Raw genomic sequence first — 24470 nt, forward strand, 5'->3', positions numbered from 1 at the left:
ATCCAGATCCACGAAAAGAAATAAAAAAACCTCTCCCACCACTGGAAAAGGTTCGGATAGGCTTAACGTTCCGCATGGCGTTAAGCCTCGTGACAGCCGTCGCTTCTATGTACAACGCTGTGTTTAGTCTCGTTTTGGTCGGCCGCGGTGATCAACCAATCCTTCCATCCCCCGTTGCCGGTATTTCCGTACCCAGGTATACACTTGGGGGTATGAAACGTTGAAATGCTTGGCGGCTTCCTGATAGTCGTTGGCATGGTCCAACGTATACTTGACGATTGCAATTCGCTCTTCTAACGTGACGCGTCGTCCTCGATCCATGGCGCACGGCCTCCTCTCATTCACTAACTTTTATCATACCAAGACTTGCGAATTTTTTGTAGCATTTTTCCAACGAGTTTATCGATTCATTATTTTTTCAAGCAAACTTCACGACTGCTCAGGGGTCGATAGTGGTCATCTTAAAATAATTTTGCAATCGGATCAATTTTACTTGCATTTTAGAACATGTGTTCGTATACTCAATAAGTGAGGTGATGATAATGACGATTCAATCAGAAAACTTAACGGTTAAATATTTGAATAAGAGTAAAATTCTCAAACTAGATCCATTTATGCTGTATTTACAAGTGATACCCATGGGCGATACATCCGCAAAGCCGATTAATTGTATCGTCGTTCACCACGCACTAACACTATTTTATCAACTAAAACCGGATGCTAAGCTCGCCCTATACGGCCACTATAATTCCCGTCATCAATTTGTTATTACTAAATTTATGGTCCAATCTGCAGTGCAAACACTGGCAAGCTAGTACGTCAAACAGCTAGAATGAAGATACTTAGATCAGAGGAGCTGTGTATATGATGCCAACTAATCTAACCCTACTTGAACGCAAAATTTCCAACAATCTGAACTGTCTCTATTTCGTTGACCATCCAGTCTATCGTATCCAAAAGAACCATCAGCTGGTTCTCGCACCTGAATATGCGAGCGCTGGTCGCGTGACTGCAATCAATTGCGACGACCAGCAACGCTACCATATTGATTTTGAAGCCACTAAGGAGCTCGTCTTGACCGAAAAAAAAGTGGTCAAAGTGACCAATAACATGCTTGAACAAAGCACGAGCCAGTTTTTGGCGACGCTTGGCTACCAGTTCGTGCCTAACGAACCAGTCGGTAGTGCTGAGGCTGCAGCCTCGATTCCCCCAATGTTACCCGCTGCTTCACCGTTGAATGCAGCACCCACCAGCTATATCGTCATTGACTGCGAATTCGGCACACTCTTTCGCAAAAGTGGTTCGTCTAAGGCCATCAGCTGGCGGGTTCAGGATACTGCCGGGACTCATGCCAGTATTTTCCAACTTAGTGCCATCGGTTTCAGTCAGCACCACCAGACTGCGCCCTTTTTCAACCGCTATTTTGACAACCCCAATTTTTTACCTGACAAAAAATTAGCGGGTTTAACCGAGACTGGGCTAACGATGGCCGCCTACGAAGCCCAAGGCGCCCCACTCACGGTACTCAAAGCATTTATTCAACAAGTCATTCAACCACAACTACCATTAGTCTTCTGGGATCAAACCCAAGACATCAAGCATATTCGCTTGTTATTAAGCGAGTATTATGCACAACTGACCATGTCTGAGCAGGAACTGGTCCAACAACCCGTCGTCATTTTCGATGCCCAAGCCTATACCAACATGCTCATCAATCGCGGCAATCACAAGAGTGGCAACCACGACTTACCATCGAACGGCTTGGCGGCCCTGTTCAGCATCACCAATCCCCATCAACACAATGCAATTTGGGATGTTCAGACAACTGAACTAATGCTAGTTAAGCTCGCCGAACTCAGTCATCAACCCGTTCAAATTACCGCGACACCGAAATCACTCTCGACCATTGTGCCACTGCAAGCCTCGCATCCTGAATCAACAACTGAACCAGCCTCGCAGGATGACACCAATGAGCACCGCGCCAGTTACGCGCAGGTCCATCAATTACGTGCTCGAGGCAAGACCTATCGTGAAATTGCAGCCGTCACTGGTTTTAGTATCAGTGGCATCAATTACATTCTCAAAAAAGCCCGTCCTATCCGGACTAGTTCAGAAAGCGTATAATGATATTAATAGCTTAAAAGGAGTGTTTTTAATATCATGGAAAAACGTATTAAAGGTTCATGTACCACGATTTTAGTTGGTAAAGACGCCTCAATCGATGGCTCAACCATTATTTCACGGAATGATGATGGTCACGAAGCGCTTGACCCAGAACGATTAGTCGTGGTTAACCCCGAAGACCAACCACGTCACTATCAATCAGTCATTAGTAAGGTCGAAGTTGACTTGCCAGACAACCCAATGCGCTACACGTCGATTCCAAACTCGATTTTGACCAATGGGACTTGGCCCGCTGCCGGAATCAACAGCGAGAACATCGCAATGTCCGCGACTGAAACCATCACCACCAATTCACGTGTGCTCGGAATCGATCCATTCGTTGCAGGTGGAATCGGGGAAGAAGACCTATGCACCCTCGTCTTGCCTTACATTCACAGCGCTAAGGAAGGGGTTACCCGCCTCGGCAGCCTGCTTGAACAATACGGGACATACGAACCAAACGGTATCGCCTTTTCTGACAAGGACGAAATCTGGTGGCTTGAAACCATTGGTGGCCATCACTGGGCTGCCAAGCGGATTCCTGATGACGCCTATGTGGTTGCGCCTAACCGCATGAACATTGATGACTTTGACTTCAATGCGGATGATACGATGGCTTCAGCTGACCTTGAACAACTGATTGCCGACTATCACTTGAACCCAGATTTTGACCGCGTCAACTTACGGCACATTTTCGGTAGCGCCTCAATCAAAGACACGGTTTATAACAACCCGCGGGCTTGGTTTGGTCAAAAATACTTCACGCCAGATGTTGAACAAGATCCAATGGAACAAGACTTACCATTCATCTGTCATGCGAACCGGAAGATTTCTATCGAAGACGTTAAATTCGTGCTCAGCTCTCACTTTGAAAACACGAAATACGACGTTTATGGCAGTGGCTCTGAAGCCGACAAGACCCTCTTCCGGCCAATCGGGATCAACCGGAACCACGATGTTCACATTTTGCAAATTCGTAACAACGTCCCAGCAGCGGTTGCAGGAATTCACTGGCTCGCATTCGGTGCCAACACCTTCAATACGGTGGTCCCATTCTACGCCAACGTCAATGACACCCCAGCCAGTTATAAAGACGCAGATGGCACTTTCAACCTTAACCACATGTACTGGTTAAGTTGTACGACTGCCCTCCTCGGCGATACTGATTACGACTTCTACGTGGATATGCGTAACAGTTATGAATTGGAAGCCATGAGTGCCTACCGTAAGATTGAAAATGACACCGACGCCGACTTGACGAATCATCAAGACGTCACGGCCTACTTGGAAGCTGCTAACCAACAGCTTGCTGACACAGCCATGAAGCTGCAAACCAAATTATTGGGTGACATGGTCATCGCCGGTTCTGAAAAAATGAAATTACGGTATAATTTGAATGATTAATTAAGCCCGGTGTTATCCCGTTTCAACTGAGATTCGCATGGTGTTTTTATGAGACCTAACTAATTTATTTTTAATTTAGTGGTTTACAAATGAAAAAATCGTGCTAATATAAATGTCACAAGATAAAAAACGGAGGAAAGAGGAGTACGATTAGTCAACCTGCCAGTGAATCGGGAGTGAGTGGAAACCCGACCAGAACTTGACTAGTCCGAAAAACACTTTCTTAGTTGCTAACTGAAATAACCTCGTTAAAGTAGGATTAGCCGTTAACCGGTACGTTACCATCGGTGGTGTATGTTTGTACACTATTTTAGAGCTGGTTTACAATTAGGTAAACAACTTGGGTGGTACCGCGAAAAAGTCTTTCGTCCCTTGATAATTCAAGGGATGGAAGGCTTTTTTCTTTTATCCTGTAACCAAAATTAGAACTTATTTTAAAGGAGACCACGCACATGCATTTAATTATTCCAAAGGATTACGATCCTAAATTATCCGTTAAAGAAACGCAACAGGCCATTCGTTACATCCGTGAAACTTTCCAAGATGAATTTGGGAAGCAACTCAACTTATCCCGGCTTTCAGCGCCAATGTTCGTTGAAAAGAAAACTGGTCTGAACGATAACTTGAACGGGGTCGAAAAACCGGTCTCCTTCACCATGCAGGACATGGGCGACGAACAAATCGAAATCGTGCACTCCCTTGCCAAATGGAAGCGGGTCGCCCTCAAGCGGTACGGCTTTGACATGCATGAAGGCTTATACACGAACATGAACGCTATTCGTAAAGACGAAGATTTAGACAACTACCATTCAGCTTACGTTGACCAATGGGACTGGGAAAAGGTCATCGGCAAAGAAGAACGAACCGTTGAAACCCTTAAGGCCACTGTTCGCCAAATCTTCAAAGTCATCAAGCATATGGAACATGAAGTTTGGTACAAGTTCCCACAAGCAGTGCACCACTTACCAGATGAAATCCACTTCATGACGACTCAAGAACTCGAAGATATGTACCCAGACATGACGCCACGCGAACGCGAAAACGCCATCTGCAAGAAGCTCGGTTGCGTCTTCTTGATGCAAATCGGTTGGAAGCTTGACTCTGGCGAACGTCATGACGGCCGCGCCCCTGACTACGATGACTGGAAATTAAACGGCGATATCCTCTTCTGGTACGAACCATTAGACCAAGCCATTGAAATCTCAAGTATGGGTATTCGGGTCGACGCCGAATCCATGAAGAAACAATTGAAAGACGCTGACGCCGAAGACCGTTTGAGCTTACCTTATCACCAAATGATCTTGAACGAAGAAGTCCCTTACACGATCGGTGGCGGGATTGGTCAATCACGGCTCTGCATGTTATTACTCGGTAAAGCCCATGTCGGTGAAGTTCAAGCTGCCCTTTGGCCACAAGAAATGATCGACCAATGTGCTGCACATAACATTCACTTGCTTTAAGATTGGCTTGATGACACCTAACCTGGCGGTTGAAGTGCTTTAGGCGTGACGATTGCTTAGACGTTACTGAACTTGGACTCGAAGTGCGCTAGATGTATCACGTGCTTTGCTGACTGAACTTGTGATTCGAACTGTTTTAGATAAGTGGATTGCTTCGTTTACTGAAGGTGTGACTCGAACGGCTTTAGATACATCGATTGCTTCGCTTACCGAAGTTGTGACTCGAACGGCTTTAGATAAATCGATTGCTTTGTTTACCGAAGTTGTGACTCGAACGATTTTAGACCTAGCAGCTGCCACACTTACCAGTCAGCATTTCAACTCAAGTGCCTTACTGAGTAGTCTTGCGTTGACAGTAGAAATTCACGATGCCGTAGAACGTCGCTTTCGATTGCCGCTTCAAGATGGTTGCTTGGATTGTTGCGTAGATTCGCCATAACGCAACAGAACACACCGACTTAATCCGGCACTAACAGATACCGCAATTCGTTCGCTTCCTACAGTCAAACAGCTAACCAACGGTGTTTTCATTTTCAAAATTTAAAGTTCCCTATCCGACGTTATGTGGGTGGGGAACTTTTTTTGCCTATTTTTGTTGACAAGCAACAATCGCCAGAATATAATGTTGCTTGTCAACAAAATTAAGGAGCTGTTTAAAAATGACAAAATTATTAATGATCAATGCTCATCCTCATACCATGGTACCGAGTGCCTCGCTTACCGTCGCGGCTAGTTTCAAAACCGCCTACCAACAGGCCCATCCTACCGACGAAATCATCACACGTGACCTTTACCAAGACGGTGTTCCAGCCTTGAATGATACGACCTTCGAGGCTTGGCGGAAACAAAAATATGGCGAAGACTTAACTGCTGCTGAAGCAGACTTACTGAGTAGCCACGCCGCATGGCTAGATGAGTTTTTAGCCGCGGACAAATTGGTCTTCGTTAACCCGATGTATAACCACTTTCTACCGGCTGAACTCAAACAATACCTTGATTTGACGGCAGTTGCCCGCAAAACGTTTAAATACACCGCAACCGGCCCAGTTGGTCTGCTCACTGACAAGCGTGCGCTCCACATTCAGGCCGCCGGTGGCTATTACCACCAAGCGGATAGCCACAATCAAGTCGAAGCTGGCGACCCGTACCTGCGTGACATGCTGGCTTTATATGGCATTCAGGATTACCGCACGATTTTTATTGAAGGCTTAGACCAATTTCCAGAACAACGCGACCAAACGATTGCGAATGCCAAAGCAACCGCGGAAAAACTCGCCGCTGACTTCTAAAACCAGTATAATAATAGTAATATTAATTCTCGTGTTAACACGATGACAATCCGTCAGCCATTGATATCGTCAACCTGACGCAAGACCATAAGGGGGAACCAACGATGGCAACATCCGCAGAACAAGCGATTTTAGCACAACTCAAAATCATTCGAACCAAGCGTGCTTCAACGACTGGTGAGCAAAAATGGCTCAAACAACACATCAATGAAGCCAATTTGCGTCGCTTGTTGCCGGATATTTCAATCGTTGGTCTCCACTTATTATCCGCGTTAGAGGCTGGGCCGCAAACCGGGATTGATTTGGCAACTACGCTGGGCGTCACTCGTGGTGGCATCACCCGCGCAGCCAAGCGTCTGACGAGTCAAGGCCTGATTGGGTCGTTCCAACAACCTGACGACCACAAGAAGATCTTTTATCGGCTCACCCCCAGCGGTCGCAAGCTAGCGCACTATCACGACCAGATGCACGCGGCTCGTAATCACGAGGCAGTCTCGATGTTACGCGAGCATTACTCTTTGGAAGAGTTAGCTGTGATTCAACGGTTCTTGCTGGATTTGACAGGCTATGAAGATTAAAGTGACGAAACCCACGTTGTCCAACCAAATTCGGTTAGGACGACGTGGGTTTCGTTTTCGTGTTGCTGACGATTCCTGTGAATGTTAATTATCAGCGATATTTAGGCCGCACCAGCTTTGATGGCTGCAGCTTATTTTTCTGCGATATTGTTCTGCTGTTACAATCGACACCCCTCGTTAACCGGGCCGATTTGAATCAGTAGGCGTAACTGATTGTTTACTCCACTTGTTGATTGCTCACAACCGCCACAACGCTTTTTAGCAGCGAGCTAAGATTGCGCTTCAGCATGAAAATGTTGATACAGCGATTGTCCTTCGACTAGCAGTGCCACAATTTGTTGCGGGTCAGCTACTGTCACGCCTTGTCGCTGCAGGAAGCTGACGAATTGCGGTAAGTAGTCGCTGGCCTTGACTGCGCATTCCAATGGGTAAGTCTGTGTGGCGGTCTTAAGAATCAGTTGAAAATAATCCGGATTGAAGTCAAACGGTGACACCCGTTTGCGACACCGATAACTAATCGTCACGCGTTGTAAATCCGCATAAGGTATCCGTATGCGCTTGGGACGGTTGAACACAATCTGGCAAAATTTTTTCCAGGTCGCTGTCGAATACAGATTCAACTCAATGGTGGCTGATTGAATCACCCAATAATTATCAATTGCCACGGGAACCACGACGATCATCCCAGCGATATACAGGAGCGCGAAGACCCACCAAGGTTGATAACCGAAACCCGTAAATAATAATGAAACGAATAACCAAAATAATGCGAGACCCGCTAAACGGCCAAAGCTCAATCGTCGGCCAACCGTATACGGCTTTGGAAAAAACGCACTTCCGCGGACCAGTTCATCCAGAGACAGATTGTACAAATCAGACAGTGCCAGCAGGTTATCAATCGATGGAATCGCCTTGCCTCGTTCCCACTTAGAAACTGCCTGAGTGGTGACAAATAACTTGGCCGCCAATTGTCCCTGTGTCAATCCATGCTGACAACGACGCGTCTTCAATAATGCTGCGAGTAACATTGGATCGCCCCCTCTTTAACTTTAGCTTAGTCCTCGGGCCAGATTGATCCAATCAACTCGTGGTTGTTTCGTCGAAAACACGGCCTATTGCCATCTTTGTGCATGACGGTGGTTCAATCTACTGGTCTATCAATTGAGATTTGCTAGCTCGGCTTCAATTAGTCAAATGAAACTGATGACATTATTTCCCGGGTAATCATGGCATGTGGCATAACCCGTAAACTTTTACTGTCGCCACTGGAGCGGTTCTCGTGTCACCAGCTTTCGACTTATTCATCTCAATCATACTGCATAGATAGTCAAAAATCTTAAGTAGTTAGTTAACGCTAGTTGTTTGTTAACCTTATCAGTACTATGTTGGCGTGATAAAGCTGCACTGACAATAGCGAAAACCACGTTGTCTGACGACCAAAATTAGTCACGAGACAACGTGGTTTTTATTTTGAACTAAGCTTCGTGTTGTTGCGAACGATACCTGCGAATGGCAATTATCAGCGAAAACGTGTTGATAATCAGTCCCACCGCGCTCAGCATCAAACTGATTTTTTTAATGCGCATGATGGCCTCCCTGTTAAGCTAGATTGATTAAGCCTAGTTTAACGAGATTATCCCCTTAATGAAACTAAAAGCGCTTATTGGTTCTGCGGACAAAATTACGTCCTGAATTAGTCGTTAGCAACGGTTTGTTGGGCGTGAGCTAAGGCGTCCTTGACCGCTAATTTGATGGCTTGGCTGGAAACGGATGCACCAGAGATTGCGTCAACGTCGTACGTATCAGCAGCAACCATCTTTGCGGGCAACTCAGCAACCGCGCGACCTCCAACTTCACCAGTTTCATGTTGCTCAACTACTTCCACATTAGTCAGCTGCTCGTCTGCATAGGTAATTCGGACAACCACCTGACCACCGATACCATCATCTGAACGCCCTAAATACTGATTCTCGCCAACTGGAATTTCTGGGGCCGATTCAGCAACCAAATCATTCGCACTTGTTTGCTGTGCTGAAGCACCTGTATTGGCATCTGGCTGATTGTCTGCGTCTTCATCGGCGGATTGCTGCTGTTCATACTTAGGCTTAGCCGCATTTTCACCAGCAATTTTACCAAAAATCAAGCATTCAGCTAAATTACCGCCGCCTTGATATTGATTGGCACAGATGCCACCAAGTTCACCGGCACCATACAAGTGGGGAATCGGCTGCGCATTTGTGTCCAAAATTTCGGCACGTTGATTGCGTCGAGGACCGCCCTGAGTATTGAGAACATTATTGGTTAGTTTGAGCGCATAATACGGACCATCATCAAATGCTCGCATCGTGTCAATCTTCCGGTTAAACGCATAGTCCGTGCCGCTCTCAACAAAATAATTAAAATCATGAATCGTCTTAGACAAAATTTCGCTATCAGCTTCCATAATCCGTGCTAAATCCTTTAGATTGGCCGCTTTTACGACTAAGTCAGACAGATTGTCAATTGGATTGTGCTGGCTGGCTGTCATCTGCTGATACTGAGTTTCATCAAAGACTAGGTATGGATGGACATTTGTCCGAGGAACTCGCCACATACCGTGATCATAAATGTGACCATGGCGGTTTGGTTCACTCTCATCGAAGTAACGGCTGCCGTCATCCGCAACTGTGATCACGCTACCATGGTTCACTTCAGGCCATCCTAAGATCAACCGGCCCCGTTCACCTTTAGGCACAGCGACTGATAACCCATGCAAGAAGCCAAGTGATTCGTAGTTTTGCATGTGCCATAAGTCAGCACCGACTTCTTGGGCCATTTTGACACCGGCACCCTTGTTAAACATCGTTCCAAGCGGGGCTAAATGTTCCGCACCCAGATAATCCTGAACGGCTTGCGGATCATTTTCAAACCCACCACAGGCGAGGACCACCCCATTTAGTGCGCGAACATTAACTAAACCATGATGGCGCTCGATTTGAACACCGATAATTGTTTTGGTCGTCGGGTCTTGAATCAAATGCTGAGCTGGCGAGCTCAACCATACGTCGATCTGCTGTTGGCGACCAATGACTTTTTGCCGTAAAATTTTCCACAACGCCGCATCAAAGATGCCATGATGAACAGTTGTGAAGTCATAAGATTCCACACCCGCATACTCTGGAAATTCGTGGACAGCGCTGTCTAATGAAATGGGCGTATCAGCTGGCGTAAAATCATTCTTAACACTGACTGGGTCAACATCAAGATATTTTTGAACATAATCACGCATATTCGACATACCCTCAACGAAAGTGTCGACCATTTCTTCATCAAGTTGCATCGGTGCTGTCAAATTCTGATAATATTTCTTACCTTCATCAAAACTATCAACCGTCCCTAGCAGTTGTGCGGAGTAACGCGTATTCCCACCTTCATGTCCATTCGGGGCGGCATCGGCTAATAAGACCTTCGCTTTTGCGTCCGCGGCAAACCGGGCAGCAGTTGCACCAGCACCACCAAACCCAATAACCACCGTGTCATACTGATAATCCCAGTTAACTTGATCTACTTTTTTGAGCACATTGACCATCCTTTCTGAATCCAATGATGATTAATCTAACCTGTTATTTAAATCACAAGTAGTAGTCTTTTTTGTTTACACCCGTATTATATAACCGCTTTCATTTTGAGAAAAATAACAATCTGATTTTTTATCATTACAAATCAGTTATGGGTTATACTTTAATTTAACAGTAATACTTATAAAAGGCGGCGATTTTTTGGATAACAAGTTATTAACTTTTTTAGAAGCCATTCAGCAACACGCTAGTATGACGAAAGCTGCACAAAGTTTATTTGTTAGTCAGCCTTATATTAGTCGGACCATCAAAAGCGCTGAGCTACATTTTGGCACGAACCTCATCGATCGTGAACACCGTCCACTGGAACTAACTTACGCGGGCGAACGATTACTATCCTATTTACAAAGCGACGCCCGCCTACATCAGATGATGAACACCGAACTCAGAGAAATCAGTCAAAACAAATATCAGAGTATGACCATCGGGATTACGCCACCAATGGCTGACACCTGGTTTAGCCAGACGCTACCTGATTTTTATCGCCATTTTCCAAATATCCGAACTAAGATTTTAGAAATCACGACCTCAAAGGCTGAAGCGCTACTAGCCAGTCATCAACTAGACTTCTTCATTGGCAAAACGATTCACCAGGAACATATCAAAACGGTTCCACTACAAACTATCTCACTTTCGTTGGTTATTCCTCAAACGGCTCGGTTATATCAGCCCAATCAATTTTGGCGTCCCTTTACGTCCACGACATTAACCAGTATGAATGGTGAACCGGTCATTCGAACGGTCGGCGAAGCTCGTTTTCAAGAACTCGTCGATCATTATTTCGCAGATAAAGGTGTACAGACCATTCCACTGATTGAAGTCAACGATTCGCGTTTTGCACTTAGCTTAACCCTCCAGGGGCTTGGCAGCATCGTCCTTGCAACTGAAATGCTGGCGAAAATGGCAGCTGAACCTACTCAGTATCCCATCAATGCTTTCAAACTGCCGACCAGTGAGCTGAGTCTTGATTTCAGCGTCGCTTACTTACCAAGCCACGTTCTGGCAAAACCAATCGCCTATTTGGTTGACCAAGCCTGTCAGAACTTTAGCCCGGCGATTGATTTTTAGTGTTAGGAAGGAGTGCAGATGATCAGATTGGAAAGTGAAACATATATCGCTCTATGTGATCTTAAAGCATATAATTATAAGGAAAATCACTTGTAATGTACGATTATGTACCAAATAAACATATATTTTGACCTAATTTTCGACATTATATCACGATTTTGTGAGGCGTCAATATTCGATAACGGCCATGGATGTGAGATATGATTTAGCTAAGAAGCGGTCCCGGCACTTTCCGTTTTGGAAAATTGCTGAGACCGCTTTTTTTGATGAAATATTTGACCTTAAGATAACAGTCATCGGAACCACAATCGCTTGTTTAGCATTTAATTCAGCGCGCTTGTCGTTTTATCGCTCAATCCGATATTATCCCACCAAGATGATGTAGTTCCGATAAAACTTGTTGAACTTCAGCCGCCAAGTCCTGATGTAAAGTCATTGGCTTTTTCACTTTAAGTTGCAATTAAAAATACAAAACGGATAATTCATCTGTTTTGTATTGTCTGCTCTATCGTTATTCAAATTGTATGAAAAGCCGCCGTACTGGAACGACCATCGTATATATGAGCCATTAATCAATTAATTTCAATTATTTTCTGTGTCCCAATGTCGTGATTGATTAATATTCATTTTTTTTGCGACGATTTCAAGTGGGTCAATTTTCAGCTTTTCGCACATATAGAATACATAAATCAGTGTGTCCGCTAGTTCTTCTTGTAAATGTTGATTTTCTTCCTCGCTTAGTGGCTGCACTGCGCTACGCCATTGAAATATTTCCAATACTTCACTAGCTTCTAAATTTAATGAGATAGCTAAATCCTTTAAATTGTGATATTTTTGCCAACCCTTTTTATCACGAAACTCAATTAATGCATGTTCCACTTCAGAATAGTTCACTTTAATCACCTCAAAATATGTTGATTGCCTGCAGCACTCAGCAAAGCTTGTTGCAATTGTTCATCTACAGCATAGATATACAAGCCATGTACACCACGTGTCAACAGCACATTTAGTTCATTGCGTAAAAGTTCTTCAGAAACATCAATTTTCTTATTGTTCCACGTTCTTTGATTTGTTGCTTTTTTGTTCTTACTAGCCTTCTTATCAAAAATCAGTTTTCCTTCTCGATACTTAACTGAAGGACCAATAATCACGCCAGCATAATTCAAATCAAACCCCTGAATCGTGAAAGTTGAACCAACTTCATTAATCGTCTGAAATTGCTCCGCCCACGCTAACCCCTTATTTTTCCGTTTTTCTTTCCGCGAAAGTGGAATTTGAAGATTCCAAGGTAAACTCCAAGAACCGATTTTTACACGCCAACAATCATCATCTTTTGGTTTGCGCTTCTCCACATATGGCCAATCAAATGTCGCTAACACTCTTGCCAAACTAGCACCATCACTTTTTTTAAAGCCGTCTAAAGCCTTGATTTTGGCATGTAGTTGCTCTGGGGATGTGGCAATTTGTAGTTTATATTGTGAATCATCGGGGATTGGGCTAATTTTCCCATCAATTGCAAAGCTTCGTAGCCAATCGATCGTACTTTGGTCTGCAACCATTCTTTCCTGATGTGTCAGCTCAATACGATTTCCTTGTTGTTCTGCAGCATCTTCTAATTTTCGAACAGCCGCATCATCCATATACCCTTCTGTGGTCAGAATTTGATACTTGTCGAATACGATAACCACAACCTTGGCTAATTTTAGTAGATCTTCTAATTGATTTTTACCCTGGTAGGCCATTTTCCCTTGGGTCAACAACAAATGCGCCTCGTCGACTAGTACTACATCAACCTTCTCTTTACCGGTATGTTCTGTTATAAAATGAGTCGGTTTGGACACAATATCCGTATAGTCATGATCCAATCCTAATTTATGCGCAATCGTTTCATACACCGTTTTCTGTTGCTCATGATTAACTAGTAGATAGACGGAATTTTTACGAACCAAATCACTACTTGTCAAATCATAAAACAGATTACTTAACAGAACTGTCTTGCCAGTTCCAGCTTGACCGGCGATAAAAATTGTTGTGCCGGATTCCGTTGCGATGTCAGATTGTTTTCGTAATGCTGCTTTAATCTTCTCAAATATTTCTGACTTGCTCTCACGCTGCTCTTTGTTTAAAGAATGAAACGGCGAAGCTTTAAAAACTGCGGAATTTTCAATTTCTTTTTTATCAGGAAAAATATCTGGCTTTTTCGCCCTTAAAGTCTGCCACACCCGTCCAAATATATTTTCAAATTGGTCTGACATAAAATATGCGCGTTGAGGATTAGTCCGACGATTATTCAATTGACTAACACTATCAGCACTTAGCAGATACATCATTAATTTATTTTCAATATCCAACGTTAGGGATTTGTTAAAGAAACGATCCCCAATCACAATCATTTCTGCACCAGAGCTAGATCTTAATGCTTTCCAGTCTGTCCGTGTTTTTGTGTCAGCTTTCAAGTGTTGCCGCGTTCTTTTTTGAATATCATTAGTCTCGCCAACATACACTTTGAACTTGGATAAACTGCCGCTACGATTAGATGCGAGCTTATCATATATTAGGTAGACTGTTGGATATTCAAATATTAGCTTTTTATTTGTTTTATCGTTATGTAATTCAGTATTGTAGCTAGTATCATACGGCACAACATCCACAACTGGATCAACTTCGCCTATATTCTCTTCAAGTAATTTATATAGTATGTCTTTCCGCATATTCTTAACCCCAGGTTCTAAATTCAATTTAACTTTATTATACATGAAATCTGAGTTCAAAAAAGAGCTTACAACTATACTAAAAATGAGACGGATTCATCATACCATTCACACGAGGCACTGAAAAAGTTACGGGCTATCAAATTACTTTAGCGATATCCCACAAAATTACTACTCAAAATGGAGATAAGTTTCAACTTAGATAATATATTTTACTAGGATTGGCATATTAAAGTTCAGTAATTTAGCTTCTCAGCAATCCCCAGGAACTCTCAATATTTTTGTTTGGAATTGTCAGCCTTGTAAAAATAGTTAACTAATGGTCCCCCGTTGTTCTGTACAATGGCCCTTTCCAGATATTATATCAGTAGCATAAAAGAGTGGATATTTAATAGTATTCGTACATTTACCTCCCAACGCTATCACAGACCGCTGTTGCTGTGGAGCAATTGGTAAACCCACAATGGAATGTGAATTCGATTCCGACAGGTGACATTCAGTATGTACGATTGCGATGAACAGCTCATCTTCATACCGTACGTTCCGATATGGTGCAATCGCTCAAAAATACTATTAGTTAAGAATGATAGTTCGTTGAACTATTATTCTTTTTTGTTACTTTATTACTAAGATAATAATAATTTTGGAGATGTAGTAATTATGCCTGAAGATGCTAAGACTGACTTGAAGAATGTTAAATTTGATTATTTTCAAGTGCAAATTTCTAACAGAAAATCTGTAAAAGCGACAAAAGCGAGGACACGAATGTTTGACTTAACCCAGTGGATGGATATCATAAGACCTAAATACGAAAATGAGCCGGCAAGTGTAACACTGAACTTTTTTGGCGAGCAGATACGCTGTGACCATTCTGGTATGGTGGGTGTGGGCACAAAAAAGCCACTGGCAAGATTGCATTTCACCAAGCTTCGTGAAAAAAATTCTCCAGCGGTTGGAAGCATTCATGATGTTAAGTTAGATCCTGTTAACTTGAAGCCTGATGAATACATTGCTGAAGATGTAACAGCTCTGTTTGATCCCGAAGACAGCGTATTAATGCTTCAAAAAAATATTTATAGCCTGTCCAGAGGCGTTTTGGAAGCATATATTACTGAATTATGGAATTCTGATAAAGAGAAGAAAGACTTTGAATACGTACATCTTGTGCCTATCTTCCAAAAGAATAATTTTAGCAAGGGGAAACGTGCAAATAAAATTGAATCAATTGCGTTTAAAACTGCAAATAGGACTTCCAAAGCATCATTCGTAAACCCATTTAAAGGTCAAATTGGAGCCATGTTTGATACCATGAAACCGTTGGATGGAGTAAACATTGAAGTAAGAATTACCGCTTCAAGAACTCATGATTCTTTTTTAAAGCAGGATGGTGTAGTAGAAATGATTGATGAAATTCAAGAGCGTAAGAATCTGTTTAAGAAAGCAGAAATTTCTTTCAGAGATGGAACCCGAATCAATGAGGGCGCGACTGAAGCAACAGGTGGAGATAACGCGGAACTTACTTATATTGATTTAATGCATGGAAAAGTTCAAAGTGTACTTCCGTTTAATATCCCTAAAAAGCGTCCATTAAATCAGGATGCTGTTTGGACTTCCATGATGGCTGAATATCGTGAAGATGGTGGTAATATGGTTAATGAAGTAAAAGCTTGTTTAACTAAAGTACCAGCGAACTAGAAAGATTGACCCAAGGGACACGTGACACTAGCTCGTAATTGGAAGATTCACGGAACCACTACACACGATATTGTTGGTACAAAAATCACCAAAATGGTATAACATATTGAAATTGGACTTGTAATTGATGAAGCTTTTGTTAAATGTCGCTTTATTGCGAACTGGTGTCACAAGTACGAATAGGAGTGATTAGAGATGGATGAAAGTTCGCATAAGTTTGGTACTTTTCTCAATTTAATCTATCCCTTACTATTTTCGGCACTGTTTATAAGTGCTAAATTTTTCTGGAAGTTAGACTACACGGTTTTGGGATTTGATAAGATACTTGATTCAACCATAACTTTTTCTTCAATAATCATTGGCTTTTATACTGCTATGTATGGAGTGTTAATCACTTTGAAAGATTCAGACATAATGCGCGCATTTAGAAGAAATAAGCTAACTGGGATTTTAAAATTCCAATTATATGATTCATTAACTATTTCTTTTGGCGTATTACTCACGAGTGTATTAATGCAAAGCTTAATTAATTATCCCGGTGTTTTTACTGGATGTGTCACGAATATTTGGACACTCTTTATTGGTTACTTTATCGCTACTTCTTTCCGCGCTATTACCTTGTTACTAAATATTATGTTTCATTCAGATGATGAGAGTCAAGATGAAAACACACGCTGTGAAAGTGTAAAAAGTGCGAATGAACGTTACAAACGATTAGATGACGAAAAAGATAAAAATTAGGGACTGTCTGAAGACTAAAATTTTAATCTGAGGAAAAACAAATCGAGACATTCCAATGACATAAATAAACGGTACAAACTAGAAGGTGTACAGCGGTACTGAATCAAAGGATACTTCCCGCCATACTGAACTGGCCGCCCATCAAGCTCAAAAAACTGTACCGCCTTAAATACTATCCTCTGGCTCATGCGCAGTGGTACCATGTCATAATCCACCTGAACGCTATGGCCCCTGGAAAATTGTGTATAGCCGCTTCCAAACTTGGGTGCGCTCAGGATTATTCGAACAAAGCTTTGATGAATTGATCGATAATCCTGACATGGGAAACTTGAGTCTAGATTCAACAATCGTTCGAGCACATCAGAAGGCCACTGGCACAGAAAACACCGAATGTGTGGTTATAAAATCCAGCTATCGTACTAAGTCGCTTCAATTTGCATCTTGCTTAAGTAGTTTTTCAGACAGGCCCAGTTCTCACCTTTAAAGTTGTCTTCTAGACGAATGTTCTTGATAAGTATTATTTGAATGGATAACTGCATTCAAATAGTGCTTTTAATGATATAAAATACTAATAGACCTGGAATCAATTGATTCCAGGTCTATTAGTATTCCCTCAAGAATTGTCCCTTAATTAGCGACTCATTTACATCCAACTCATTTTTGCATTAATTTAGCCGAATTTTATTTTACAACTTCCGCAACCGCCGCATTAACCGCGTCACGTTCATCTTCAACTAAGGCAACGCGACTGGCGATGACCTTAGTATCCATCTTGATTTCACGGGTCAAACCAGGCGTATTGATCTTTGGTTCAAAGAACGCCTTGAATTCGGCTAACCGTTCTGCTGTATGGAAGATTCGTGAAATGACAGTAATGTAGGTCGTGAATTCCATGTCACCACCGACCGTGGCTTCCAACCATGACCATTCATCGCGAATCCAGTCCCATGCGGCTTGTTCACCAGCTGGGTTAGCTAAGACGCCCCGGAACCAAGCACGCAAATCTTGTGGTTTGATGGTATCAGCATCTTCAAACTTACCAACTAATCGCTTGATTAAGTCTGCATCTGGTGTAGCTGTCAACGCTTCACAGATATCTGCCTTATAGCTGGCATCCGCGGTCTGCCGTGATGCCGCTAATAAGCTGTCGAACAATTCAGCGCTACCGAAGTTCTTGACTTCGTTGCGCAAAATGAAGACTCGGATATCGGCAGGTAACGTTGCGAGCTTGTCGCGGTTACCTTCGAATAATTCATGTGCTGCCAAGACGGCTGCACTGTTTTTCGCGTACAATGCCGCATTCAGTACAAATGGCCGTGTCAACTGGTCATCGTTAGATTCACCCGCTTGTGGCAACCAGCCTAAGCGTTTAACTTGGTCGGCACTTAACTGGTCGAATAAGGCTTGTAAATGCTTTTCTTCGTCAGAATCTGGCGTTACGAACTTCCGTAAGTTACCAGCAACTTGGTACAAAGCAGCGTTAACGACAGTTGAATGACTAGCCGCAAACCGACTTAATAACGGCACAACTGCGGCGTATGAAATCTGACGACCTTCAGCTAATAAGCGTAGATCCTGTAATAACTGTAATTGGTCAATGGCAGTCAAGTCATCAACATTGGCCAAAATGTCATCCATCAACGTTTGGTCATACTTAACGATAAAGTGTGAGTTATTGCCGACATTCAAACGGAATGGTTTGCCACTGACATCACGCAACTTATCATAATCGCCAAGCGTGACTGTTTTGTCCTTCATGATGGCAGGTGCGGCATCGTAGTTCGCGTTCAGCGGAATCTGCCATTGACGGCCGACGTCTTCACCTTCACCGATGAAGAATTGTTGTTGTGACAAGGTCAATTGACCATCAACGACCGCGGCTGTGACAACGGGATAGCCAGGTTGTTCCAGCCATGAATGCATGATGTCACCCACTTGCATGCCGGAAGCATCAGCTAATGCGCCCCATAAGTCATCACCCTTAGCATTACGATATTTATGATCGATGAAGTATTGCTTTAAGCCAGCGCGTAAAGCGTCATCGCCGACTAACGCCCGGGCCATGACTAACATCCGAGCACCCTTAGCATAGACGATTGCACCATCAAAAATCGAATCGATTTCAGCGGGGTCTTCCACTTGAACGTGAACGGATTGAACACCGTCTGTTGCGTCCCGTTGGAGTGCCATTGAAGCTTCGGAAGTTTGGAAAGTTTCCCAAATATGCCAATCTGGTTCTAAGGCATCCGTAGCCACGTATTCCATCATGTTGGCGAAACTTTCATTTAACCAGAGGTCGTCCCACCACTTCATTGTGACTAAATCACCGAACCATTGGTGTGCAAGTTCGTGCGCAATCACCGTAGCGACGAGTTGCTTGGTTGCTAAGGCCGTGTTATCAGGGTCAAGCAATAAGTAAGCTTCCCGATAAGTTACTAAGCCCCAGTTTTCCATCGCGCCGGCTGAAAAGTCTGGCAAGGCCAACTGCCATGAATGTGGTAATGGATATGGTGTTTGATAGAAGTCTTCATAGAATTCAATCGACCGTTTGGCAATATCTAAGGCAAAATCCAATTCATTGGCTTTGTGAGCTTTCGTACCAAACACACCAATCGTGACACCGCTCTTAGTCTTGGTCTGCTTGCCTTGTAATTCGCCAAAGGCAAACGCAATCAAGTAAGTCGACATCCGCACGGTAGTTTCAAAGTAGTGCACACCATCTGCTTCATGGTCTTCTGGCATGTTACTCAAAATCGTTTCACCATCGTGTTCGTCGTACTTGATGGCCAAATCAAAAGTGGCTTTGGCTTCTGGTTCATCAACACATGGGAAGGCTTGCCGAGCTGCAGTGGTTTCAAACTGAGTCCCAATCAATTCCTTCTTCACACCGTCAACTTCGTAATATGATGGATAAATCCCCATCATCGTATCAGTCAACTTAGTGCTATAAGTAATTGCAAGGGTCACCTGACCAGTCTTCGCAAGTTCGATGCGAATCCCTTGAATGTCATTATCAACAGTAAATGGGACATCCGCACCATCTGCTTGGACACTGGCAATCGTCAGTCCATTTTGGTGAATGAGCACTTCTTGTGCCTGTGCGTCCCCGGTAATAGTTGATTTCCCCGAAATCAGCTTATCCGCCCGGTTGATGTTGATATAAAGATCATAATGTTCTGGTTGAAATGTTTCGTAAAAATGCGTTGTGGCTGCCATATTATTCTCCTCGTTTTTTAAGAATATATTCATTATACGACAATTGCAGATGGAATGCGTTATCGACAGCTCACGTTTTTATAATTCCTGTCCGGCCCAAGTCTGGCGGGCAGTTACTCCTGTAAAATCAGAACCGATTCACTGGTGTTACCCAAGTACAGCAACTATTCGGACGCCTTAAGACCAAGGCCCCAAAACACTCATGCCACCATCGCGTCTTCGTCATTAGGGTCGTTCAGTACCGGCACCACTAAACTAATCGGCCGCACCGCCTCCTTCAACACCACACTAGTCGCCCGAAATTCCGCATCCGCCAGCACGGGTTGCCACTTAAGCGACTGGCCCACTGGCTCCAGCATGATATACCGGCAGCTATAACGGCGCTCAAATTCGACGGTTGCTGGCAAAACTTCCACGTGCCGAGTGTCGCCTTGAATCCAGGATAACGGTAGCCAACTTTCAACCTGACTGGCGTCCACCCCAAGTTCTTGTAGGCGTTCAGCAAAGTGCGTCCGCATTAACAGTGGCGCATCCATCGGCGAACCCGCCACGTCGAGCGCAATCTGAAAATGGCCGACATATACAGCGCCTAAATCTAAAATCAACCGTTCATTTTTGTTTAGCTTGATTGGCCCGGTCACCGGTTGCCAACGCGCTGCTACTAAGGCAGCATAAGTCAGCTTAGACGTGACCAGGTAGTGCCGTGGTGTAATCGTTCGCGTTGTTAATGGGATTGAAAAGTTCGCTTTCGTTAGTAGTTTTGGATTGGCAGTAAAAGATTGGTCCGTAATCTGATAGAACTGGTTATCGTTAAAAGTCACTGTCATCTGTGTCCCTCGCTTTATCTTGTCTGCATGTTTCCATGGTCAACATTCCATGCTCATTGCGGTTAGTCCATCCCAATGTGCCACTAGGCTTGGACTTAATGCGACTATCGCTCACTGCTCCGGTTCCCAGTGTTCAAAGGTGCTGACCAAGTTCTGCGTCATATGGAATTCGCTCATGACTTTGACCAAGGTGGCTTGCGCGTTCATGAATAACGTGGAATGGACAAAACGGTGCGCCTCGGCATTCTCGACTAACCGCCGAGCCTGTAGCTGTTGCGCCGTCAATAGCTCGGCCTCCGCACGTCGCATTTTTTCACGAGCCACTTGGTAGCGATACCCAGCGACATCAGCTAATGCCGCAGCAATTAGTGAGCGGGCATTCCCGATGTTTAAAATCATGGCCATTGTGACATTGAGCGTATGTTCAGTATTTATCTGTTGCATATGATCCCCCTTCAATGTGAAGCGGAGTAACATCCCCCACCAGTTCTCGTTCCAACTCCTTGACCAGTATCATCGCACACGTCCTGAATTTGCGCCGGTCCCCATGCTGTCGGCACGATGTTCGATGATCAAATTAACGATTGCCAGGGCTCACTATTATCGCACGTGTGTCTTGACACCATTAACTTATCTCACAGTATAGCATTCGTTTGCAGAAAAGAATCGTCCTTTTTTCAACATATACATAAACTTTACAAAACGAAAACCGGGCCTTTTTACGTATATACGCGGTCCGGTTCTAAAATCAGTTAATATTTTTTTATTTGTTTTTCAAGCTATCTGGACACCCTAAATTCGCCACAAAAATGGTGGTTAAAAATTATTATGGTCCTTAGTTTCATCACCATATTGCCAGCGTTGCATTTGTTGCGCAGTCGCCGCACTCTGATAAGCGTTCCCGTCAAACCAGGCTTCAGCGCCACTACCCATCATCATGACAGGAATCTGGCGCCCATCAAAGTAGTGATAGCGCAAATAAACATAATTGCCGGCCCCAGCACCTTGGTGTGCGCCTTTGATATTGATCCACTTGCGACCGTCAAATGGTTCATAATCCAGCTTCAAATCATCCGTGCTGTTTTGCGTAAACGACTGCACCTTATGGCTATACTCATCATAGTAATACCACGTGCCCTGGTAGGTCTGCGGCCACTGGTTGGCGTCGACGGCACTGGCCGTTCCCGCGGTGAGGCTCGTATCGGACAGGATTGCCGGTTTCGTCCCGGTGATAATTTTGGCAAACCCAGCTTGAAGCGCGCTATTTTGCGTATCGTGGAGGATCAACTGGTCGCCGTTAGTCGTTTCAGTGACCAATACCACTGGCCGTTGGTTGTGCAGGCAGAAGAAGTAGGTGATTGGATAGATTGCCTCCGCCTTACCGCCCGTTGCGACCGCGACAACTTGCAGCGGACTACTGTCTTCACCATCCGTCGACCATTTCAAACTGACCGCCTGGCTCCCCCATTTGACGTGGCCATCCAATTGTCCATTTTTGAACACTTCTGGAAAATGATAGCCCAAATGGTCAGGTGCCTTGTCATCATACGTGCCGACATAGGTCTGTCCCATCTCGCTCTGCCAGGACGCCATAAACGTCGATAAGGCGGCCTTCTTCCCCGTATTCCACAAGGTAGCCTGCGTACTGGACGCTGAGTCATCGCTGACACTAGCTGCGTTTGCTTGCTTTGACTGGCTGTGCTTGACTTTGGTCGTTGTCGTCTTCGCGCTGGATTGCTTCGTTGCTGACTGCGATTGCGACGAACACCCCGCTAATAATAGACTGCCTAAAATTAATCCGACCCACATTCTTTTCATCTGATTCATAACCGGTCCCGTGCCGGTATCCCCCTATTCTGAGTTGCGCTGGCTCCGCTGATTAGTGACAATGCTGAAACCAAACATGCAGACACAAACGATTACCTTTATTGTACTAAAAAAGTCGGTGCCATAGAACTGGTTCATAATCTAAATCATCACCAGCCACACATACCGACTTTCAAATCGCTTATTTAATTGTGATATTCAAGGTTCCCAAGTGCGTGATGTGGCCCGTCAGCTGGTCGCCAGACTTCAAAAAGACTTGTGGTTCCCGGCCAACGCCAGTACCACTCGGTGTCCCAGTGAAAATCAAATCTCCTGTCTGCAAGTCACAAACTGTTGATAAGTAGTGCACGAGGTCGGGCACTTTAAAAATTAGTTGGCGCAATGGCGCTTGCTGCATCGTCTGACCATTGACGGTCGTCGTGATCACTTCATCATCCAAATTGGCCAATTCATCGACCGTCGTCAGCCAAGGTCCGACCGGCGCGTAATTTTCAAACGACTTACCCATTGAAAATTGAGGATTGTCATTTTCAAACTGGACCTCACGATCGGACAAATCTTCGCCGACCATCACACCCGCCACGTGACTCATAGCGTCAGCGACCGGAATCTCACGCCCGCCGCGACCAATCATGACGACCAGCTCCGTTTCCCAATCGGTCTTGGGGCCATGGGCAGTCACAGCCACGTTGGCCGAGGCCAGTGAACTACTGAACTTCGTGAAGATACTTGGCACTTTGGGTAACGTGATGTGAATCTCTTCGGAGTGATCACGGTAATTCATTCCAACGGCAAAAATCTGCCGCGGTTGCGTGACCGGTGCGGCTAAGTCTTCCGGTTTAAAGGTTTCAACTGGTCCTAACTGCCGCTGATTCGGCGCCATGTATAGCGCTTCCAAAATCGTTTGTGCATTCAGGACTGGTTGTCCCTGATTTTCAGCCGTAATAATAAATGGTCGGTTCGCGCGCATCCCAATTTTCATCTCAAACACCTCATTGATTATTTTTCATCCGTTTCATTTATACACTCACATAACCATAATAATAGCGCCAAATCAGCTGCGAAACAATGCTTGCATCTCGACGCTGGGTAAGGTAAGCTCAATGAAACTTCAGAAAGTGACTGTTCGAAATTGTCGCAATCCTCAGCACGCACCAATCGCCGTTCCATGTACTCGATTTAGTTTAACCACTGCCTGTTCCCGAACTGATGGCCACAAACAGCCTGCCCTTTTACAAGCATGAATCGCTCATTCCATCAAAAAAAGGTGCCCGCCTAATTGTCGGACACCGCTAACCATACCGATTGACGTCAACTTTAATGTTGCATGTCAGGTGCTGGTTTTGGTTGTTTGTCGCTTGGATGTTGCTCATGATGCGACGGTTCATCTGGATGTTTCTCGCTTGATTGCTTGTCGTCTTGCTGTTTGTCATTCTGTTGCCGCCATTCTTCCATCGTTAACATATCTTTAACGACCATTTTTAACTTAGTCACTTGATAGCCAGTCATTGATTTGACCGCTTTGGCGATCTTTTCAGCAACCCGGTTCAAGATTTCTTGCCCGTTCTTGCCATACGCGAGCACGGCCGTTAACTCAATGCCTACAGTCTGATCGTCATCATCGGTATCGATGGAAACCCCCGTTTGTGGTCGGTCCTTATCGGTAAACCGGTTGGAGATGTCGTCAATCAAGTTACCTTGTAAACTCAAGACACCGTCAACTTCTTGGGCCGTATTGCTCGCAATCTTCGCTAATACATTATCATCAAAAACAACTTCAGGTTGTAACGTGGTTGTGTCTGCCATTTAGAATTCCTCCTCTAAAGTCTGTCGTCTCGGCCATGGTGGGCACTAACGACTCAATTATTGCAATT

General features: G+C 44.2%; 20 protein-coding genes and 1 pseudogene. 10 read left to right on the forward strand and 11 right to left on the reverse strand.

Annotated features, from left to right (window positions below; genetic code table 11):
* Positions 1–123: 123 nt before the first annotated feature.
* A complete protein-coding gene (locus KGF65_RS05600; protein ID WP_050339020.1) occupies positions 124–321 on the reverse strand; it encodes a helix-turn-helix domain-containing protein in 198 nt (65 codons plus the stop codon).
* Positions 322–542: 221 nt separating this feature from the next.
* Between KGF65_RS05600 and KGF65_RS05605 the strand changes: the two genes are divergently transcribed.
* The 6 genes from KGF65_RS05605 to KGF65_RS05630 all read left to right on the forward strand — a co-directional run bounded on the left by KGF65_RS05605 (position 543) and on the right by KGF65_RS05630 (position 6894).
* Positions 543–815 carry a hypothetical protein gene (locus KGF65_RS05605; protein ID WP_152705725.1) on the forward strand — a complete coding sequence of 91 codons (273 nt, stop codon included), beginning with the start codon at positions 543–545 and terminating at the stop codon, positions 813–815.
* Between the two features lie 49 nt (positions 816–864).
* The gene (locus KGF65_RS05610) at positions 865–2124 is read left to right on the forward strand and encodes a hypothetical protein (protein ID WP_216748190.1); all 1260 of its coding nucleotides are present in this window, start codon (positions 865–867) and stop codon (positions 2122–2124) included.
* Between the two features lie 36 nt (positions 2125–2160).
* Positions 2161–3567: a C69 family dipeptidase gene (locus KGF65_RS05615; protein ID WP_021337553.1), complete on the forward strand. Its 1407-nt coding sequence runs from the start codon at positions 2161–2163 to the stop codon at positions 3565–3567.
* Positions 3568–4019: 452 nt separating this feature from the next.
* Positions 4020–5027 carry an aspartate--ammonia ligase gene (gene asnA, locus KGF65_RS05620; protein ID WP_021337552.1) on the forward strand — a complete coding sequence of 336 codons (1008 nt, stop codon included), beginning with the start codon at positions 4020–4022 and terminating at the stop codon, positions 5025–5027.
* 659 nt (positions 5028–5686) lie between these two features.
* Complete coding sequence (locus KGF65_RS05625; protein WP_216748189.1) at positions 5687–6316, forward strand: NAD(P)H-dependent oxidoreductase; 630 nt, start codon at positions 5687–5689, stop codon at positions 6314–6316.
* A 104-nt stretch (positions 6317–6420) separates the two neighbouring features.
* Complete coding sequence (locus tag KGF65_RS05630; protein WP_216748188.1) at positions 6421–6894, forward strand: MarR family winged helix-turn-helix transcriptional regulator; 474 nt, start codon at positions 6421–6423, stop codon at positions 6892–6894.
* A 269-nt stretch (positions 6895–7163) separates the two neighbouring features.
* On the opposite strand, the gene KGF65_RS05635 is transcribed toward KGF65_RS05630, so the two are convergent.
* Both KGF65_RS05635 and KGF65_RS05640 read right to left on the reverse strand, forming a co-directional pair.
* The gene (locus KGF65_RS05635; RefSeq protein ID WP_216748187.1) at positions 7164–7922 is read right to left on the reverse strand and encodes a helix-turn-helix domain-containing protein; all 759 of its coding nucleotides are present in this window, start codon (positions 7920–7922) and stop codon (positions 7164–7166) included.
* A 665-nt stretch (positions 7923–8587) separates the two neighbouring features.
* On the reverse strand, positions 8588–10477 hold the full coding sequence (locus KGF65_RS05640) for an FAD-binding protein (protein ID WP_216748186.1): 1890 nt from the start codon (positions 10475–10477) through the stop codon (positions 8588–8590).
* A 175-nt stretch (positions 10478–10652) separates the two neighbouring features.
* On the opposite strand from KGF65_RS05640, the gene KGF65_RS05645 reads away from it, so the two are divergent.
* Entirely contained in the window at positions 10653–11579 is a 927-nt protein-coding gene (locus KGF65_RS05645) for a LysR family transcriptional regulator (RefSeq protein ID WP_050339028.1), read from the forward strand.
* A 582-nt stretch (positions 11580–12161) separates the two neighbouring features.
* Here the strand turns inward: KGF65_RS05645 and KGF65_RS16975 are convergent.
* Both KGF65_RS16975 and KGF65_RS05655 read right to left on the reverse strand, forming a co-directional pair.
* Entirely contained in the window at positions 12162–12473 is a 312-nt protein-coding gene (locus tag KGF65_RS16975) for a nucleotide pyrophosphohydrolase (RefSeq protein ID WP_101873915.1), read from the reverse strand.
* Between the two features lie 5 nt (positions 12474–12478).
* Positions 12479–14290, reverse strand: coding sequence for a DUF2075 domain-containing protein (locus KGF65_RS05655; protein WP_162937086.1), 1812 nt, complete (start codon positions 14288–14290; stop codon positions 12479–12481).
* Positions 14291–14950: 660 nt separating this feature from the next.
* Here KGF65_RS05655 and KGF65_RS05660 point away from each other — a divergent pair.
* The 3 genes and pseudogenes from KGF65_RS05660 to KGF65_RS05670 form a co-directional block, all read left to right on the forward strand.
* The gene (locus tag KGF65_RS05660) at positions 14951–15985 is read left to right on the forward strand and encodes a DUF6731 family protein (RefSeq protein WP_105923570.1); all 1035 of its coding nucleotides are present in this window, start codon (positions 14951–14953) and stop codon (positions 15983–15985) included.
* A 195-nt stretch (positions 15986–16180) separates the two neighbouring features.
* The gene (locus KGF65_RS05665) at positions 16181–16726 is read left to right on the forward strand and encodes a hypothetical protein (RefSeq protein WP_216748185.1); all 546 of its coding nucleotides are present in this window, start codon (positions 16181–16183) and stop codon (positions 16724–16726) included.
* A 102-nt stretch (positions 16727–16828) separates the two neighbouring features.
* A pseudogene (locus KGF65_RS05670) lies at positions 16829–17126 on the forward strand (transposase); the annotation flags it as partial.
* Between the two features lie 281 nt (positions 17127–17407).
* Here the strand turns inward: KGF65_RS05670 and KGF65_RS05675 are convergent.
* From KGF65_RS05675 to KGF65_RS05700, 6 genes are all read right to left on the reverse strand, one after another.
* On the reverse strand, positions 17408–19942 hold the full coding sequence (locus tag KGF65_RS05675; RefSeq protein WP_216748184.1) for a M1 family metallopeptidase: 2535 nt from the start codon (positions 19940–19942) through the stop codon (positions 17408–17410).
* A 200-nt stretch (positions 19943–20142) separates the two neighbouring features.
* Positions 20143–20769, reverse strand: a complete 627-nt coding sequence (locus tag KGF65_RS05680; protein WP_216748183.1) for an alpha-L-rhamnosidase — start codon at positions 20767–20769, stop codon at positions 20143–20145.
* A 111-nt stretch (positions 20770–20880) separates the two neighbouring features.
* The gene (locus tag KGF65_RS05685) at positions 20881–21213 is read right to left on the reverse strand and encodes a PTS lactose/cellobiose transporter subunit IIA (protein WP_216748182.1); all 333 of its coding nucleotides are present in this window, start codon (positions 21211–21213) and stop codon (positions 20881–20883) included.
* 372 nt (positions 21214–21585) lie between these two features.
* Positions 21586–22596, reverse strand: coding sequence for a DUF4767 domain-containing protein (locus KGF65_RS05690; protein WP_105923572.1), 1011 nt, complete (start codon positions 22594–22596; stop codon positions 21586–21588).
* A 181-nt stretch (positions 22597–22777) separates the two neighbouring features.
* Positions 22778–23578 (reverse strand): fumarylacetoacetate hydrolase family protein, encoded by an 801-nt coding sequence (locus KGF65_RS05695; RefSeq protein WP_101873923.1) that lies wholly within the window; start codon positions 23576–23578, stop codon positions 22778–22780.
* A gap of 335 nt (positions 23579–23913) precedes the next feature.
* Positions 23914–24402 (reverse strand): Asp23/Gls24 family envelope stress response protein, encoded by a 489-nt coding sequence (locus KGF65_RS05700; protein ID WP_088769911.1) that lies wholly within the window; start codon positions 24400–24402, stop codon positions 23914–23916.
* Positions 24403–24470 lie beyond the last annotated feature (68 nt).

This window comes from Lactiplantibacillus sp. 30.2.29 (assembly GCF_018991255.1).
GTDB lineage: Bacteria > Bacillota > Bacilli > Lactobacillales > Lactobacillaceae > Lactiplantibacillus > Lactiplantibacillus pentosus.